We start from the raw sequence: 16547 nt of genomic DNA on the forward strand, positions 1-16547 counted from the left end.
CAGCGGATGGGTCCGACATGGTCGGCGAATCACCTGATCATTGGTCAGCGGGTCAGCGGGTCAGCGCAGAAGGTCTGGTGGCGCCGGTGACCTTCTCGTACCGGTCGAGCGAAACGATGCTGACGACGTCGCCGGTGTGGGGGCGTGCAGCACCTGCTTGCCGCCGAGGTAGATGCCGACGTGCCCGGGGTTGTCGGGGGTGCCAGTTGTCGGGGGTGCCATCGGAACCGGCGGCGAAGAGCGGGTCGCCGGGTTGCCAGGCCGAGACGGGCGTCAACGGGATGCTCGGGCCGGATGCGCCGGCCGGGGCGCTCGCGGCGTCCAGGGCGGCGGTCATGGTGGGAACGCGGGCGAGGATCGCGGCGGCCGAGTATGGGGAGCAAGGCACGGTCCAGGGACCGCAGACCGTGCTCAGGTCCCCCAAATTCGCCGGCCGGCTGCCGGTGCCGGCTCAGTGTCGCCTGTGCGGCGCTGTCGCCCCGGCGTCCATAGGCAGTGAGGCTTAGCGGCACCTTGATATAAGGCCATGGCAAAAGGGCGTGCGCTACTTGAAAAGCAATGCGACACCGGATCATGACGTCACGATCGTCCGAGCGGGCCACGTCCCGTCAGAGGACGGGCGTCCACCCCTGCCCGACGACGCACCGCCAGACGCGGCCACCCGAACCGGTCGAGCCCCCGAGGACGAGCTGGCCCGTGGTCACGCAGTCGGCGGGCTGCGGATCGGTGACGCTGATCCGCACCCAAGGATGCAGGATGTCGTTGCCCTGGTGGACGTTGAAGTTGTCCCCGAACACACCGGCGCCGCCGGCCTTGTTGACGGCGAAGATGGGTTGGTTCAGATGGTCGTAGACGATGAACAGCTGGCCGTTGGGCCCGCCCGTCGACTGGATACGAAGCTCCTCGGCACTCTGGTTGGTCGCCCGGAACACCCAGGGGTTGCCGGTGAAACTGCTCTGCGCGTATGCGTAACCACCGCCGCCAAGCAGCCCGCCGACGAGGGTCGCCGCGCCGAGCACGCTGATGGTCCTGAGACGATGTAGGTACGAAAACATGGGTCTTCTCCCCGATCGATACTCCCGGCCGTGTCCTGGTGTGACTCCCGATCGGCAGTCACGGCTGATCCGATAGAAATGCCACCCTAGATTGCTAGTTGTCTATTAATTGTGACAGAAGTCCTGCTTTTGACCAGCCGAACAGACCAGAACCACGGCACATCAGCCCCCGCCGTCCGCAATGTCCCATTTAGGCGCCAGACCGATAAACGGTACGCATTGCCCCATAAACAGATTGTCAATAATCTGAAAAATACGACTTGGATTAATATTTCCCAGAATGCCAGAAATAACTGCCATGGCGGCTGGAGCGATGAACTTAAACCTGGTACTGAGGGAACATTCCTCTCCCGGGTATCCGATCAGCTCGACCGATCGGTGGGGAACGGAGCATGCCGCGTTCCCTGAAGCTCGACGCGCCGGGCTCGGGGGTGGCCAAGGAAATCCGGCAGCGCGAACTCGTAGCCGTACGCACCCGCCATGGGGAAGACGACGACGTCACCCGACCGCACCCGATCGACCGTGATGTCACGGGCGAGGGTGTCCTCCGGCGTGCACAGCTCCCCGACCACCGTCACCGGATGACCTTCGACCACCGCCTCCCGCGTGTCCTTCGGCTCCGGCTCCGGCCCACCGTTCCGGCCCGATCTCTCCACGACGGCGAAGTTATGGATGATCTCCCACGATGTCGGCAGCGCGAAATGATGAATTCCGCCACGCAGAATCACGAATTCCGTCCCGTAGGAATGTTTGACGTCGATCACTTCGGCGGCGTACCAGCCGGAGTCGGCCACCAGCATCCGCCCCGGCTCGAAGATTACCCGAGTTCCGTCCGGAACCGGCAGCGAACTCAGTCCCTCACCAAATCGGATTAGGTCGAAGGGCCGGTCACCGCGCCGGTCCGGTTCGAAAGGAACCCCGAATCCACCGCCCACGTCGACCATCCGCAGCTCGATCCCGGCCGCGGCAGCCGTCCGGGCGGCGAAATCAAGACACCACCGGACGTAGCCCAGATGGGCGGCGGCATCGAGATTGCCGGACACCGCGTGGACATGGAATCCGACGACGTCGATATGGGCCAGATCCGCCGCGAGTTCGAGCGCGGCGGGGACCTCCGTTTCGGGGATGCCAAACGCACTCGGCCGACCGCCCATCTGGAGGGAGCCTGCCAGTCCCACTCGGGCCGGGTTGACGCGCACCGCCGCCCGTACCCGACGGCCGAGTCGGGCGGCGACGGCGTCCAGGCGGCGCAGTTCACCGAAGCTCTCGACGTTGACGACGTCGACGTCGGCCGAGACCAGCGCGGTAAGCAGGGTCATCGATTTCCCCGGTCCGGAGGCGACCAGGTAGGGACGCCGAGCGGGGTCGACCCGGCCGTACGCTGCCTGCGCCAGGCGCACCTCGTGCGCGGAGGAGACCTCGAAACCGTCGATGCCCCGGCCGCTGGCGCCGGTCCTGGCGCCGGTCGGGGTGGCGCCCAGGCTGGAGTCACTCCGTTCCCGCCCCGACCGAGGGATGTCCGGACCGGGCCCACGCAACAGGGCGTCGAGTATCGGCGGAAAGCTGTTGGCCTTGACCGCGTAGCAGACCTCCGCCCACATGGGCAGGCAGGCCCGCAGCGCCGCGGCGTTCCGCGCGGCCGCCGCCGGGTCGTAAAAGTAGGCACTGACCTCTCCGGCGCCAGCCGGCCAGTCACGCACCGCGGTCAACACCGGGCGGGGGAGGCTTTCGGCGGGCAGGGCGCGCAGCGGCGCGGCCGAGGGCGGCAGGTCCACCAGATCGACTCCTCACTCCATCAGTCGTCACTCCATCAGTCGTCCGAGACTCCCTCAGGCGCCCGAGCTCAGCCGCGTCGTCCGCCAGGGACAGGACAACCCACTCTGCCGCCAGGCGCACAGGAGCGATGGCGTGTGCCGCGGGCTGCCGAGCGCGGACGCATGGTCCAGACGGGTGGTCCAGACGGGTGGTCTCGGATGGGTGGTCTCGGATGGGTGGTCTCCACCTGGACCCGACTCTGTCGGCTAGCCCGATGGTGGGGCGACGAAACACGGATCGGATCCGCAAACGGTGCCTGATACCTCACACGGACCGCCTCCGGCTTCCGTGCCGCCGGACGATCGCGGGACGTTCGTCACCGCCATAACCGGTTGTCTGATCCGGATCGACGGGCGTGTAGTGGACATGCCGCAAACACCACAGCCTGAGGCCGATGTTTCTGCCGCAACCCGACTCCCCCGGACGGACTATGAAGAGACCACCAAGTCTGCTTGGCGCCACCATAACCTTGCGCGGAGCAACCATGGTGCGACTGGCTTAGGTTAGGCTTCCCTCAATCAGCCTGCGCGAAAGGGAGTCGCCCGCGATGACGGTTTCCGCTCGTGACGCCGCCGCCGGCGGCCCAGCCGGCCGCACGGCGCCCTCCGCGGCCGTGCCTTCCGTAACCACGAGAGCCGCGACGACGCCCCCCGTGGCTACGACCCCCGTCGCCGCCAGGTCCACGCCCGCAGCCCCCGCCACCGCGGGTCCCACGTCCGCACCCACGGGTGCCGCGAACCCGGCCATGATCCTCGCGCGTCAGCGTCAGCGCGAATCGGCGGCACGGACCTATGCGCGGACCCTCCCGATCGTGCCTGTCCGGGCGTCCGGAACCATGGTTCTCGGCGCGGATGGCCGCCGCTACCTGGACTGCCTGGCCGGCGCCGGAACGCTTTGCACTGGGACACAACCATCCGGTGGTGACCGAGGCGATCACGTCGATGCTCACCCGAGGGGCCCCCTTGCACACGCTCGACCTCGCCACCCCCGAGAAGGACGCCTTCACCGATGAACTCCGTGGCTGCCTGCCGGCCGGCATGGGGAGCGATGTGAAGCTGCACTTCTGCGGCCCGAGCGGCGCCGACGCGGTCGAGGCGGCCATCAAGCTCGCGCAGACGGTGACGGGCAACCAGACCATCCTCGCGTTCACCGGTGGATACCACGGGATGACGGCGGGCGCCCTGGCCGTGACCGGGAACGTCGCCGTCAAAGATCCTCTGCCGCCGTCGACATCCGTCGTACGGCTGCCGTTCCCCTTCCCCTACCGGTGCCCGTTCGGGGTGGGGTCTGGTCGCGCCCCCGGTCCGGACGGTGCCGAGCTGTCCGCCCGCTACATCGAACGTCTCCTCGATGACCCCGCCGGAGGGGTCGTCAGGCCGGCGGCACTGATCGTAGAACCGGTTCAGGGCGAGGGCGGGGTGATTCCCGCGCCCGACGGCTGGCTCCGCGCCGTCCGCAAGATCACCCGTCGCCGCGGCATCCCACTGATCCTGGACGAGGTCCAAACGGGAGTCGGTCGCACCGGGAAGTACTGGGCCGCGCAGCACAGCGGTATCACCCCCGACATCATCGTCATGTCCAAGACGATCGGCGGCGGGCTGCCACTGGCCGTCATCGTCTACCGGTCTGAGCTGGACACCTGGGCGCCCGGGGCACATACCGGCACTTTCCGTGGAAACCAGCTGGCGATGGCCGCAGGCCACGCCACGCTGCGCCTGGTGCGGGAGGACCGTCTCGACGAACGCGCCGCCCGGCTCGGCACGCGCCTACTCACCGGCCTGGCGGAGATCGCCCGGGACCGGCCGCAGGTGGGCGACGTGCGCGGCCGCGGGCTGATGCTCGGCGCCGAGATGGTCGATCCAACCGCAGCCCCCGACCTCGTCGGCGCGCACCCCGCCGACCCGCAGCTCGCCGGTCTGGTACGGGCCGAATGTCTGCGCCGCAGCCTGATCATCGAGCTCGGTGGGCGGCACGGCGCGGTCGCCCGGCTGTTGCCACCACTGATCCTCAGCGATGAGGAGGGCGATCGCGTCCTCACAACCCTCGCCGACGCCATCGATGCCGCCGTCCGCAGGCTCTCCGTCCACGCGGCCTTGGGACACCCACCCGCCGATCAGGCACCCGTCGGGTTCGGATCCGCCGGATGATCCCCCCACGCAGCCCTGACACACCTGTCGCCACCGCGCCAGCCGGAGAGCCCACGCCGGCCGGGAAGCCCCCGCCGGCGGAGGAACGGGGGCGGAGGAATGGGGGGCCCACGGACGGTCCGCGGATGCGGGAGGTCCCTATTCTCCCGGGGCTACGGCCAATGGTCGATCTCGCGTTGGCCGCCCTCGACGATGGCCGCCGGATCCGCGGCGGCCCGCTGCCCGCCGGTGGTCCACCGGTGGTGCGCGCCATGACCAGGGCTGCCCTCGGCCTGGCTCCGGCCGATCCGATTCCGGCCGATCCGACCCCCCCGGACGGTACAGGGACCCTGCTACCGAGGGCCGGAATCGGCCCGTCGGCCGCGCTGACCGGCCTGGTCGAAGCCCTGGCCGCCGGTTCCGCGGACCCGGCGGACCCATGGTGCGCCGCCCATCTGCACTGCCCCCCGCTGGCGGTCGCGGTCGCCGCCGACCTCGCCGTGAGCGCCCTCAATCCGTCCCTGGACTCCTGGGACCAGGCTCCCGCGGCCACGACGATCGAGACCGAGGTCGTCGCGACCCTGGCCACGCTGGTCGGCTTCGATCCGGACCGGGCCACCGGCACGATCACCACCGGCGGGACCGAATCGAACCTGATGGGCCTGCTCCTCGGTCGGGACGCGGCCCGCCGTGGCCCGACCGGGCAAGACACTCTGGGCCCGGCCGCCCCGGGTCACGATGCCGGGCACCGAGGAGCGGACCGGCCGGCACCTCGGGTGTTCCGTTCGGCGGCGGCACACTTCTCGATTGATCGGGCGGCGTCCCTGCTCGCGATCGACGATCCTCCGGTGCGGGTCATCGAGACCGACGACCAGCACCGGATGCGCGTCGAGGCGCTACGCCACGCCCTGGCCGCGCACGCCGGGCCGGCCATCGTCGTGGCCACCGCGGGTACCACCGATGCGAGCGCGGTCGACCCGCTTCGGCAGATCGCCGCGGTGGTCGAGGAACATCGCGTCCGGTTAGGTGGGGTGCACGACCCGAGCGGGCTATCGGACATGGAGGCAAGGTCCGGCGGGGCGGCCTGCTGGCTTCACGTGGACGCCGCCCACGGCGGCGGCGCGTTGCTGTCCGATCGGTTGGCCGGCCTGCTGGACGGACTCGACCTCGCAGATTCGGTCGCACTGGATCTGCACAAACTGGGCTGGCAGCCGACGCCGGCCGGGGTCTTCCTCACCGCCCGCGACGACGGCTGGACCAGCCTCGCGACACGGGCGGAGTACCTCAACCCGGAGGATGACGAGGCGGCCGGCTTCACCAGCCTGCTGGGCCGGTCGCTGCGGACCACCCGCCGCGCGGACGCCTTCCCCATCGCGGTCACCCTTCGGGCTCTCGGCCGCGACGGTCTCGGCGCCCGGGTGGATGCCTGCCATGATCTCGCGCAGCACGCAGCACGGACGGTGCGCGCCGACCCTCGTCTCGAACTCGCCTTCCCGGTAACACTCAGCACCCTCGTCTTCCGCTACCGGCCGCCACAGATTACCTCGGATCCAACCGCGTCCGGCCCCACCGCGTCCGGAACCACCCCGTCCGGACCCGCGGGCCCGCCCTCCCCCGACCGGGTGGACCGGATCAACGCCCGGCTGCGCCGGGAACTGCTCGTCGCTGGCCGGGCCGTGGTGGGGCGCACCCAGATCGGTCCCCGTCACGAGGTCTTCCTGAAGCTGACCCTGCTCAATCCTGACGCCACCGCGGCGGACGTCGACGCGTTGCTCGGGCTGATCGCCGAGACCGGGGACGTCCTTGCCACCGGTGGTTCCACCAGGGCCCGGCGGCGGTCGTGACCGACGATCGACCGCAGCCCGAGACCATCGCGGACGAGATCGTCACGGAGACTCTGCTGCGGTGCTGGGTGCGGGAGACGGGCATCCGGTTACCGGCCGACGCCCGGACGCTCGGCATCGACCTACCCGCGTCCGGCCTGTCCGTTCGGGCGACGTTGACGCACCACTCCCCGTCCGGATGGCACGGGTTCGGACCACCGCGCCTGGTCTGCGCGGCCCGCGAACCAGCCCCGGTGGACGCGGGCCTGCTCGCCGCGCTGCTCGTCCGGGAGGTCGCCACGCGGGATGGGCTACCGCCAGCCCTCGGCGCCCAGGCGCTGGGAAGGATCATCGATTCCGCCGGCTGGATCGCGAGCTGCCTCGCGGCCCGCAGTCCCGGGCCGGACCCGGCCGCCGTCCCCCCGTTCCTCGCCGCGGAGCAGGCCCTGATCACTGGTCATCCGTTCCATCCGGCGGCCAAGAGTCGCCAAGGGGCTTCGCCGGAGGCACTGGCCACCTACTCCCCGGAAGTCGGCGGGTCCTTTGCGCTGCACTGGTTCGCCGCCCATCCCTCCGTAGTGACCGTCTCGGGAAACACGACGACCCGCTCCGGAGGGCGGGACCAGGCCCTCGGCACGAACGGCCGGGGCCTGATCCGGCTGCTGGCGGATCTGGCCAGGGAAGACGGTGGGGCCGAGGAGCCGAAGTCCGACCTCTCGGCCGCGTCCGGTTCCGGACCAGACCGACATGGCCCACCCGGGCTCGCGGGGTCCCCTCGGACCGGCGGACGCGGTCGCCCGGACATTCCCGCCGGTTACGTCGTGGTACCCGCGCATCCCTGGCAGGCGGGCGAGGTCAGCAGGCGGGAACCGGTCGCCGATCTGCTCGCGGACGGCCGCCTGATCGACCTCGGGATGTCCGGACACCGGTGGTATCCCACCTCGTCGCTGCGTACCGTCTGGCGGCCGGATATCCCGGTGATGCTCAAGCTCTCGCTGGGGATGCGGATCACCAACTCGTGCCGGGTGCTGCAGCTCGACGAGCTGCGGCTCGGCGCGATGACCGCGAGGCTGATCGACGCCGGTCTCGGCGCGGCGCTCGCCGCCCGACATCCGAACTTCCACCTCATCGGGGAGCCCGGTTGGGTGGCCGTCACCCGACCGGGAGGGGACAGTCGGCCCCGAACCGGCCCCGCAACACCGCTGCCGGTCGGGTCCGGCGAGCGGCACGACGGAGGGCACGACGAGGACGGCGTCGGGCTGGAGACCGCCATCCGGGTCAATCCGTTCGGGTCAGTTGACCGGGCAGTGTGCGCCGCGGCACTCATCGCGCCCAGGCCCGCGCGGACCACGGACAGCCGTGGCCGGGCCCGGACGGCGATGCTTCCCCGGCTCCTCACGACGCTGGCCGGCTCGCTGAGCGATCCCCTCCCGACGCTGACCGACGCCTGGTTCGACCGTTACCTGACCGTGGTGGCCGCCCCAGTGGTGGACCTCTACCTGCATTTCGGGATCGGCGTCGAGGCCCACCTGCAGAACACCCTGGTCATCCTGGACGCGGCGGGCTGGCCGATCGCCGGCTGGTACCGCGACAGCCAGGGCTACTACGTGGCCACCTCCGCCGCGGCGGAGGTGCAGCGGCTGCTGCCCGGCTTCGGTGCCGGGCTCGACACGATCTTCGATGACGCGCTGGTGGCCGAGAGGACCATCTATTACCTGTTCGTGAACAACGTCTTCGCCCTCGCCGGGGCGCTCGGAGTCGCGGGTGTCGCGGACGAGCGTCGCCTGCTCGGGCGGGTGCGTGGCCTGCTCCACCGGCTGGACGGGGATAGCCCACGCGGGCGGGGGCCGCGGCCACCCGCCGCTCGCCGAGCACTGATCACCAGGCTGCTCGACTCCCCCACCCTGCCGTGCAAGGCCAACCTGCGCACCTGCGTGGACGGGCGGGACGAACTGGTCGGACCGGTGGCCACCCAGTCGGTGTACGTGCCGATCCCCAACCCGCTCCTAGAGGCCTCGTGACCCAGGAACGTAGCGCGCTAGCCCCGCCCTTCAGGGCAGGGCTAGCGCATCAACGACAGCGTGACAGGCAAGCCTGCCATCCTGTCACTTATGGGGTCGAAGGTGGTGAAGCAGGCGTACCGCTACCGTTTCTACCCGACCCCGGAGCAGGCCATCCAGCTCGCGCAGACGTTCGGCTGTGTGCGCTACGTGTACAACCGGGCGCTCGCGGAACGGCACCGGGCCTGGTTCCAGGAGCAGCGGCGGGTCACCCACGCCGAGACCGACCGGATGCTCACCGGCTGGAAACGCGACCCGGGCACACTCTGGCTCGCCGAGCCATCGAAAGGGCCGTTGCAGGCCGCGTTACGGAACCTGCAAACCGCCTACGTGAACTTCATTCTGGCCGCGGGGCTCGCGGTGTCCGCCTGTGGAGACGGAGTGAGACCGCCTCGCTCCTGACGCGAGGAGGCATCCGTTGGTGAAGCAGGAACCCGCACCGCGAGGTGTGGGAACCCCCGGCCTTCAGGCCGGGGAGGATGTCAAATTCCGCGCCCCGTCCACAGCTCGCGGCGAGCGCCCGCGTACCGTCGACGACGGATCGGCGTTCGCGGGTCTGCCCGCGGGGGGCGAACGGCCCTACGACGTGGTCGGGATCGGGTTAGGACCGTTCAACCTGTCGCTTGCGGCCCTGGCCGACGGGCTGCCCGGCCTGCGGGCCGTCTTCTTCGACCAGGCGCCGGCCTTCAGCTGGCACCCCGGCCTGCTGTTGGAAGGTACGACCCTGCAGGTGCCGTTCCTCGCCGATCTCGTCACCTTGATCGACCCGACCAGCAGATGGTCCTTCCTGGCGTACCTGCGCGAGCATGACCGGCTCTTCCGCTTCTATCTCTACGAGCGGTTCCACATCCCCCGCCGGGAGTATGACGACTACTGTCGATGGGTCGCCGACGGTCTCGACTCCACCCACTTCGGCACCCGCGTCGAGGCGGTCCGCTGGGATCCCGACACCCGCCTGTTCCAGGTGGCGATCGCCCAGCCCCACCGGTCCGATCAGGCAGGGCAGTCCGGCGCCTCCCCGACACGGGTGGTGACCGCTCGGCACCTGGTCCTCGGGATCGGAACCGAACCGATCATGCCGGTGGCCTTCGCGGGGATGCCGAACGGGCGGGCCTTCCATACGGCCGAGTACCAGCAGCGGCGTGCCGCGCTGGCGGGGCTTTCCCGGGTCACGGTGGTCGGCTCCGGACAGTCCGGGGCGGAGGTGTTCGCGGATCTGCTCCGCGCACAACCGGTGACCGGTCATCAGCTGACCTGGATCACCCGCACCCCCGCCTTCGCGCCGATGGAGTACTCCAAACTCGGCCTCGAACAGTTCACCCCCGACTTCGTCCGCTATTTCCACGGTCTGGAGCAGGCGGCCAAGGACACGCTCGTCCCGGCTCAGTGGCAGCTCTACAAGGGGATCGACGCGGACACCATCGCGGAGATCTACGACCTGCTGTACGAACGGACGATCGGCGGGGCGGACGTGGCGGCGACGCTGCTGCCGGGCGTCGTCGTGGAGACGGCCTCGCAGCGGGACCGGGACGGTGAGATCACTCTCGGCTGCCGCCACCGCGATCAGAACCGCGCCTTTCCCGTCCACACCGACGCGGTGGTACTTGCGACCGGGTACGCCGCACGCCAGCCGGCCCTGCTCGATCCCATCGCCGGGCTAATCGACGTCGACGACAGGGGTCGCTTCCGCGTCGACGCCCGGTACCGGGTGGCGACCGACGCCGGTCTCACCGGCCGTGTCTACGTCCAGAACGCGGAGCTGCACACGCACGGCGTCGGGACGCCCGATCTCGGCCTCGGCGCCTGGCGCGCCGCGGTCATCCTCGACGACCTGACCGACGGCGACGCGTACCGGCTGCCGTCGCCGTCGGCGTTCACGACCTTCGGGGTCCCCGCCCGGTCGGGCCAGCCGGACGGGAATGGCCAGGCCGCCGGCGAGCGGCGCGCGCGGCCGCGCGATCCGGCCCCGGTCGAGACGGCCAAGACAGCCGGAACGGTCGGACGTTGACCACGTCATGGTCCGCGCCGCCGCCCGCGGCACCGTCCCCGGGGCGGACCGGGTCGGCGGACCGATGGCGGCAGGCCGGCCGTGCCCTGCTGGCCAAGCTCATCGCTGAAATGGCCTACGAGGAGCTACTCAGTCCGCAACCCGACGAGCCAGCGGATGCCGCGGCCGGGCCGGCGGGCTCCCCGGGCGGGCCGACACCCACCGCACCGGCGCGGACGAGCGACCTCACGGTGCGCGGCGTGGCCCCGAACGGACGCAGGCACCCCCCGATCGGACGGGGTCCCATCCAGGGTTACCGGCTCCGAGCCGCGGGCGCCACGTACGCCTTCACCGCCCGACGTGGCACATTCGGGTCCTGGTGGATCGATGCCGCTACGCTGACCCGCTCGGTTACGCCGCCCGGCCCGGATGGCAGACCCCCCGAACCGGGCACCACACCGACCGTTCCGGGCACCGCACCGGCGGACGACCCGATCCGCTTCCTCCAGGACATGCAGGTCCTGCTCGGCTGGTCCGACCCGGTCCTCGCCGACGTGGTACGCGATCTGCTCGCCACCCAGGCCGCCGATCATCATCTACTCGGAACGGCGATTCCCGCGGTGGATCTCGCCGATCTGCCGTTCGTCGCGCTCGAGGGGCACCAGACCGGCCATCCCTGTCTCGTCGCGAACAAGGGACGGCTCGGTTTCGGCGCGGCCGCGGCTGTCTACACCCCCGAGGCACGCCGGCCCTTCCGACTGCGGTGGGTGGCCGCACACCGCGCGATCGGGCGGTACAGCGCCAGCGCCCCCGAGGCCAGCGCCCCCAGAACCAGCGCCCCCAGAACCAGCGGCCCCGGGGCCATCGACCTTTCCGGACAGGGCTCGTCGACCGCGCCTGACCTGCTCACCACGGAACTCGACGAGCAGACCCGCACCCACTTCACCGATGTGCTCCGCCGGGCCCTGCCAGACGATCCACGCCGGCCGGGCCCCGCGCCCGCCGCCGGACCACCCGCCGGTACGACGATCGCCGACTATATCTGGCTACCCGTCCATCCGTGGCAGTGGGAGAACGTAATCGTGCCGCTCTATGCGGCTGAGATCGCCACCGGTCTGCTGGTCCCGCTGGGCGAGGCACCGGACCGGTACCTGCCCCTGCAGGCGGTGCGCACCCTCGCCAACGTCGACCGGCCGGACCGGCGGAACGTCAAGCTCGCGCTGATGATCCGTAACACGCTGGTGTGGCGGGGGATGTCGGCGGCTGACGCCATCGCCGGACCGGCGATGTCGAGCTGGCTGCTCGGGCTGCGCGACGCGGATCCCTTCCTGCGCGATGTGACCCGGGTTCTCCTGCTTCCGGAGGTCGTCGGCGCCACCGTCCGGCACCCGGCCTACGACGCCGTCCCCGACGCGCCCTACCGCCTCCACGAACTACTCGGCGTGCTCTGGCGTGATCCGGTGGAGCGGTTTCTCGACGGCGGGGAGCGGGCGCGCAGCCTCGCGTCCCTGCTGGCGGTCGGCTCCGACGGTCGGGCAGTCGTCGCCGAGCTCGTGGCCCGCTCGGGCCGGCCGGCACACGACTGGCTCGCCGCGCTGTTCTCCGCCCTCCTGCCGCCGCTGCTGCACTACCTGTACCGGTACGGCGTGGCCTTCACGCCGCACGGCGAGAACGTCCTGTGCATCTTCGATGCCGAGGAGATGCCCCGCCGCATAGCCGTGAAGGACCTCGGCGCGGACATCGAACTGGTGTCCGGCGAGTTCCCCGAGCGGCGGGGGATGCCACCGGAGGCGGTCGAGCACTGCCGGCGGTGGCCCGGCCCGGTCCTGGCCCACTCCCTGCTCTCGGCGGTGTTCGCCGGGCACTTCCGCTTCTTCGCGGTGCTCGTGGCGGATCATCTCGACGTAGGCGAGAACCAGTTCTGGCGGCTCGTGCGGGCGACGGTCGACCGGTACCACGCGAGGTTCCCGGCCCTGCGGGAGCGGTTCGCCTCGATCGATCTCCTCGGGCCGGCGTTCGGTCGGGTCTGCCTGAACCGCGAGCAGTTCGCGGGCGCCGGGTTCCACGATCGCGCCGACCGGGACGGAGGCTTCGACCTGATGCACGGCGAGGTCGCGAACCCCCTGCACGACGTGTCCACCCTCACGACGGGCCCGGCACAACCGGCAGCCCCGACGGAACCGGCGCCGCCTACGGTATGAACGGAGAACGCATGACATCGCCGCCGGTTCCGACCCCACCATCGGCCCAGGTTCCGGCCCATCCCGACCCCCCGGGCCCGCCTGAGCCACCTGAGCCAACCGGGCGGCCCGCACCGCGGGTCCAGCCCCGCCCGATCGGCCCCGGGTCATCGTCCGATCAGGCGGTCGGGGAGAACGCAGCCGGCCGGGGAGTGCTACGTGACCTGCTGGCCGGAGCCGAACCAGTCGAGGAGATCATCGTCGCCACCGTCGACCTGCAGGGCCGGCTCGTCGGCAGCGCCGTGTCCCCGGAGCACTTCACCGGACCGGTGCTCGCCGACGGCCTCGGCACCTGCACTTACCTGCACGCCGTTGACGTCGACATGAAGACCGACGGAGGCTACCCCCACTCGCCCTGGTACGACGGCTTCGGTGATCTACGGCTACAGCCCGACCTCACCACGTTGCGCCGCGCACCCTGGCATCCGTCCGACGCGGTGGTGTTCGCGGACGCGTTCTGGCCGGACGGGTCCCCGGTGGACGTCGCTCCCCGTGCCGTGCTGCGTCGACAGCTCGACGCGCTCGCCGACTCCGGTCTGACCGCCTTCGCCGGGACGGAGCTGGAGTTCCTGGTCTTCCGCGAGTCCTACCGTCGAGCTGCGCGGCGCTCCTACACCGATCTCACCCCGGCCAGCCGTTACAACATCGACTACGCGCTTTCCGGCACGGAAGGACTGGACGATCTGGTCCGGCGCATCCGGCGGGCGATGGCCGGCGTCGGGGTGGCGGTCGAGTCCGCGCGCGGGGAGGTCCATCCGGGGCAGTTCGAGATCGTGTTCCGGTATGCCGAGGCGCTGCAGGCCTGCGACAACCACACCCTCTACAAGACCGCCGCCAAGAAGATCGCCGCGGCGGGCGGGCAGGCCCTGACCTTCATGGCGAAGTACGACGGGGGCGAGGGGAACTCCTGCCACGTTCATCTGTCCCTGCGCGGGACGGGCGGGGCGTGTGTGTTCGCGCCGTCCCCCGAAGGTGAGGGGGCGCTCGTCCGGCACCCCGGCTTGGCCCCACCGAGCACCGCACCCCCCGGTTTCCCACCCCCCGGCTCTCGCGACGACACCGCCGGGATGTCCGCGCTGATGTGCTCGTTCGTGGCCGGGCAGCTCGCCTGCATGGCCGATTTCGCGTTGCTGTACGCACCCAACGTGAACTCGTACAAGCGCCTGGCGCCGGGCTCCTTCGCTCCGACCGGAATCAGCTGGGGACTCGACAACCGGACCTGCGCCATACGGGTGGTCGGCGACGGGTCGGGACTGCGCGTCGAACATCGGGTGCCGGGCGGTGACGCGAATCCCTACCTCGCCGTCGCCGGGATGATCGCGGCCGGCCGTTACGGCATCGAGCACCGTCTCCCGCTCGAACCCGGACGGATGGGCAACGCCTTCACCATGCCGGACGTGCCACGGCTGCCCGCGACGTTGCGGGAGGCGGTGGACGGGTGGCGGGCCAGTGCGGTGGCCCGGGCCGCCTTCGGTGATCGGGTCGTCGCCCATCTGGCCCATGCGGCCGAAGTCGAGCTCGCCGGCTACGAGCGGACCGTCACCGACTGGGAGCGTCGGCGCGGCTTCGAACGGTTCTGACCCCGGCCTGCTCCGGGACGGAGTATTCGCGCAGTCCGAACCGCTGATACAGAGTCCGCAACGGGCCAGGGGCCCACCAGTTGTAGTCGCCGGCCACCCGCATGAAGGCGGGGACCAGCACCCCTCGGATGAGGGTGGCGTCGAGCACGATCGCGAGCGCGATGGCGATCCCGAACATCTGGATGAACCGGACCGACGAGGTACCGAACGCGACGAAGGTGACGGCGAGCAGCGCGGCGGCGGTGCTGACGATCCGCCCAACCCGGGCGAGCCCGGTGGCGACCGCTTCGGTGTTGGGCGCGCCGGCGTCGTGCGCCTCCTTGATCCGGGAGAGCAGGAAGACCTCGTAGTCCATCGAGAGCCCGAAGGCGATACAGAAGAGCAGGACCGGCATGGAGGTGTCCAGCGGGCCGGGGGTGAAGTCAAGGAACCCGTACAGGTGGCCGTCACTGAAGATCCACACCGAGGCGCCGAACACGGCGCACATCACCAGCCCGTTAAGCACGATGGCCTTCACCGGTAGCAGCACGCTGCCGGTAAACAGGAACAGCAGCACGAAGGTCGCCAGCGCGATCAGCCCGAGGGCGACCGGGAGACGGTCGGCGATCGTGGTCTTGCCGTCTACCAGGACGGCGGATGCGCCACCGATCAGCACACTGGTCCCCGCGGGCGCCGGCACCGCACGCGCGGCCCGGACGAGAGCCTGCGCCCGGTCCGACGCATAGTCCACCGCGGGCACAACCTGGAGGGAATCCGCTCCGGCGATCGCGAACCGTCGGCTGGCCGGACCGGACGGTACGACCCGGCGCCCATCGATGTGGGACCCGAGGGCGCTATCGACCCGGGCCACGTCCGGCAGTTCGGACAGCGCGGTCGCGTAGGAGGCGAGCGCGGACCGGTCGATCATGCCCGGCCCGGCGGCCTGGACGACGACGTCGAGCGCGCCGCCGATGTCGGCGGCGAACGCGCCCCGCAGGGCATCACCGACGATCCGGCTGTCCGCCGAGCCCGGCTTCAGCACCCGGTCGTCAGGGGTGCCGAAGTTCACGTGCAGAAAGGGCGCCCCGAGGACGAGCAGAACCGCGATCACCGGCAGGCCGGTGAGTACCGGGTGGCGCATCACGGTGCCGGCGACCTGACGCCAGAACGGCGAGTCGGCCGCCTCGCGCACCACGACCGGCGCCGACCCCACGGGCGCCGGTCCAACCGGCACCGGCCCCGCCGCGCCCGCGGGCCCGATCGCCGCGCCGCGCCGGGCACGACCGGCGCGACGGCGGCGCACGAGCCCGAGCAGGCCGCCGATCCCCCAAGCGTTGACCCGCTCGCCGAGAACCATCAGCAGCGCCGGCAGGGCCACGACGGCGGCCAGCATCGCGACGAGGGTCACCGAGATCCCGGCGTAGCTCATCGACTTCAGGAAGAACGGCGGGAAGACGAGCATCACGGCCAATGCCACGATCACCGTCGCCCCGCTGAACAAGATCGTCCGGCCGGCCGAGCGGACCGTCCTCTCCACCGCGGTGGCGCGGTCCCGGCCCACCGCCAGTTCCTCCCGGAACCGGCTGACCATCAGCAACGAGTAGTCGATGCCCAGCCCCAGGCCGAGGGCCGTCGCCAGGTTCACCGCGAAGATCGACACATCGGTGAGATCACCGATCACCGAAAGCGCGGCGAAGCCACCCAGCATGCCGAGCAGCCCGATACCCAGCGGCAGCAGGGCGGCAACCACGCCCGCGAACGCGATGACCAGCAACGCCAACGTGATGGGGATGGCGAACGACTCGGCGGCGGCGAGGTCGGCCGAGACGTGTCCGCTGATGTCCTCCCCGACCGTCGCGGCCCCACCCGGCCGGACCGTCAC

The 16547-nt window shown here is 70.7% G+C and carries 9 protein-coding genes and 2 pseudogenes; 7 read left to right on the forward strand and 4 right to left on the reverse strand.

Features of this window, described 5'->3' with window-relative positions; translation table 11 throughout:
- Window positions 1-52 precede the first annotated feature (52 nt).
- The 3 genes from AC08OJ_RS11850 to AC08OJ_RS11860 form a co-directional block, all read right to left on the reverse strand.
- Entirely contained in the window at window positions 53-388 is a 336-nt protein-coding gene (locus AC08OJ_RS11850; RefSeq protein ID WP_476594290.1) for a hypothetical protein, read from the reverse strand.
- A 220-nt stretch (window positions 389-608) separates the two neighbouring features.
- On the reverse strand, window positions 609-1055 hold the full coding sequence (locus AC08OJ_RS11855; protein ID WP_476595744.1) for a hypothetical protein: 447 nt from the start codon (window positions 1053-1055) through the stop codon (window positions 609-611).
- 362 nt (window positions 1056-1417) lie between these two features.
- Window positions 1418-2830, reverse strand: coding sequence for a type III PLP-dependent enzyme domain-containing protein (locus tag AC08OJ_RS11860; RefSeq protein WP_476594288.1), 1413 nt, complete (start codon window positions 2828-2830; stop codon window positions 1418-1420).
- Window positions 2831-3417: 587 nt separating this feature from the next.
- Between AC08OJ_RS11860 and AC08OJ_RS11865 the strand changes: the two are divergent.
- The 7 genes and pseudogenes from AC08OJ_RS11865 (at window position 3418) to AC08OJ_RS11895 (ending at window position 14686) form a co-directional block, all read left to right on the forward strand.
- A pseudogene (locus AC08OJ_RS11865) lies at window positions 3418-5017 on the forward strand (diaminobutyrate--2-oxoglutarate transaminase family protein).
- Between the two features lie 125 nt (window positions 5018-5142).
- Window positions 5143-6840 carry a pyridoxal phosphate-dependent decarboxylase family protein gene (locus AC08OJ_RS11870; RefSeq protein WP_476595745.1) on the forward strand — a complete coding sequence of 566 codons (1698 nt, stop codon included), beginning with the start codon at window positions 5143-5145 and terminating at the stop codon, window positions 6838-6840.
- Window positions 6837-8840, forward strand: coding sequence for an IucA/IucC family protein (locus AC08OJ_RS11875; RefSeq protein ID WP_476595746.1), 2004 nt, complete (start codon window positions 6837-6839; stop codon window positions 8838-8840). The genes AC08OJ_RS11870 and AC08OJ_RS11875 overlap by 4 nt, the downstream gene beginning before the upstream one ends.
- A 90-nt stretch (window positions 8841-8930) precedes the next feature.
- A pseudogene (locus tag AC08OJ_RS11880) lies at window positions 8931-9218 on the forward strand (helix-turn-helix domain-containing protein); the annotation flags it as partial.
- 217 nt (window positions 9219-9435) lie between these two features.
- Entirely contained in the window at window positions 9436-10887 is a 1452-nt protein-coding gene (locus tag AC08OJ_RS11885) for a lysine N(6)-hydroxylase/L-ornithine N(5)-oxygenase family protein (protein WP_476595750.1), read from the forward strand.
- Window positions 10884-13067 (forward strand): IucA/IucC family protein, encoded by a 2184-nt coding sequence (locus AC08OJ_RS11890; RefSeq protein ID WP_476595747.1) that lies wholly within the window; start codon window positions 10884-10886, stop codon window positions 13065-13067. The genes AC08OJ_RS11885 and AC08OJ_RS11890 overlap by 4 nt, the downstream gene beginning before the upstream one ends.
- An 11-nt stretch (window positions 13068-13078) precedes the next feature.
- The gene (locus AC08OJ_RS11895) at window positions 13079-14686 is read left to right on the forward strand and encodes a glutamine synthetase family protein (RefSeq protein WP_476595748.1); all 1608 of its coding nucleotides are present in this window, start codon (window positions 13079-13081) and stop codon (window positions 14684-14686) included.
- Here AC08OJ_RS11895 and AC08OJ_RS11900 read toward each other — a convergent pair.
- Window positions 14646-16547: MMPL family transporter (locus AC08OJ_RS11900; protein WP_476595749.1), on the reverse strand; the 1902-nt coding region annotated here is incomplete at its 5' end. The two genes, AC08OJ_RS11895 and AC08OJ_RS11900, sit on opposite strands and share 41 nt — an antisense overlap.

The organism is Frankia sp. CgKIO3, from assembly GCF_977946435.1.